The organism is Streptomyces sp. LS1784 (genome assembly GCF_020103755.1).
Lineage (GTDB): Bacteria > Actinomycetota > Actinomycetes > Streptomycetales > Streptomycetaceae > Kitasatospora.
Map to the genome: position 1 here is coordinate 1 of NZ_JAHSQD010001011.1, position 1,617 is coordinate 1,617.

At 72.8% G+C, this 1,617-nt stretch carries 2 protein-coding genes; one reads left to right on the forward strand and one right to left on the reverse strand.

Annotation, left to right across the window (positions count from 1 at the left end):
• On the forward strand, positions 1-600 hold a 600-nt coding region (locus KS423_RS45165), incomplete at its 5' end, for an NmrA family NAD(P)-binding protein (protein WP_224285469.1).
• A 223-nt stretch (positions 601-823) separates the two neighbouring features.
• Here the strand turns inward: KS423_RS45165 and cpt are convergent.
• Positions 824-1,357 (reverse strand): chloramphenicol phosphotransferase CPT, encoded by a 534-nt coding sequence (cpt, locus tag KS423_RS45170; RefSeq protein WP_224285470.1) that lies wholly within the window; start codon positions 1,355-1,357, stop codon positions 824-826.
• Positions 1,358-1,617: the final 260 nt, after the last annotated feature.

Genomic DNA, 1,617 nt, shown 5'->3' on the forward strand with positions numbered 1-1,617 from the left:
GCCGCCGCGGCTGCCGCCGCGGGGGTCCGCCAGGTGGTGTTCACCAGCGTCGCCTCGACCTCCGGCGCGGCGTTCGCGGCCCCGGGGAAGCGGCGCGTCGAGCAGTACCTGCGCGAGCGGTTCCCGCTGGTGACCGTGCTGCGCCCGGTGCGGTTCATGACGAACTACTTCGGGACCGGCGTCGGCCTCGACGGGATCGTCGACGGCGTCCACCGGCACCTGTTCGCCCCGCACGAGCCCCTGCAGGTCATCGCCCCGGAGGACATCGCCGAGTTCGCGGCCCTGGCCTTCGAACAGCCGGAGCGGTTCGCCGGACGGACCCTGGAGCTGGCCGGCGACGACCTCACCCCGGTCGAGGCCGCCGCCGCGATCAGTGCCGCGACCGGCACCCCGGTGCGCTACGAGTGGGTCACCCACGAGGAGGCGGCCGCGCTGAACCCGGAGTTCGCCGAGGTCCGCCGGCAGTGGGCCGCCGGACACCGCTGGCACGCCGACATCGAGGCGCTGCGCGTCATCCACCCCGGACTGCGCACCCTTGCCGACTGGCTCGCCGAAACCGGCGCCGCCGCCCTGCGTGCCCACCGAATCGGCGCGCGGTAGCGCCATCCCGTACCGGTGGCGGCACCCGCCCCGCCCCGGGCGCTCCGGCCCCGCCGACGCGCACCACGTGAGGAGGGGCACCGCGCGGTACGGCGGGCTCCTCCGCGGGGCCCGGCCGTCCGGACCGACCCCGCAACCGTCGCCCTTCCCGCAGCGTCTATGCTCGTCGACCGTGCTCGTTCGAACACGGCGAGCAATCGAGCTACCTCGCGGACCGTGCGGGTCAGCCGAGCCGCGCCGCGATCGACCGCGCGCACTCCACGGACTCGGTGCCGGCCGTGTCCACCTCCAGGTCGTAGCGCACCCCCTGGTGGACGGTCTCGGCCTGGGCCTCGGCCATCCCCGTGACCCGATCGCCTCGGGTGACCTCGCGCCACGCCGCGATCTCCGCCTCGCACCGCACCCCGACCCAGAGCACCTCGATGCCCGTCAGGGCCCGCTGCCACCGCTGCTGGGAGGCAGGGCCGCCGAGGAAGACCTCGTCCACGATCACCCGCGCCCCGGCGCGGACCATGGCCGCGATCCCCGCCATCCAGGCGTCCTCCAGCTCCCGGAAGCCGTTCCCCACCGACACCGAGCCGTCCGCGCCGATGTCGATCCCCGCCTCCGAAGCCAGGATGGACGGGGGCATGCCCTGGATCAGCGTGTCGACCCCGAACGTCAGCCACGGGTCCGGCAGGACGGCTTGGAGGCAGCGGGCCAGACCGGTCTTCCCCGAACTGGAACCGCCGTTGAGAATGATCACTTGAGTCGCCATCGCGCCACTCTAGGGGTGGTTCGGGGACCAACCCAACCGGTTTTCGGACGGGATCGTCCTGGCCGTCGAGGCCGGCCAGGGCCCGCAGGCCCGCGCACCAGTTCATCCGAACCAGTCATGTGCGAAGGACGGGGCTAGGCCGTGTCCTGTCGATCAGTTGAGTCGTTGATATGACTATGGGGAGTAGGGGTGATCTGACTGACAGTCAATGGGAGCGGCTCCGGCCGCTGCTGCCGGTGAGCAACGGGCGTTGTGGCAGG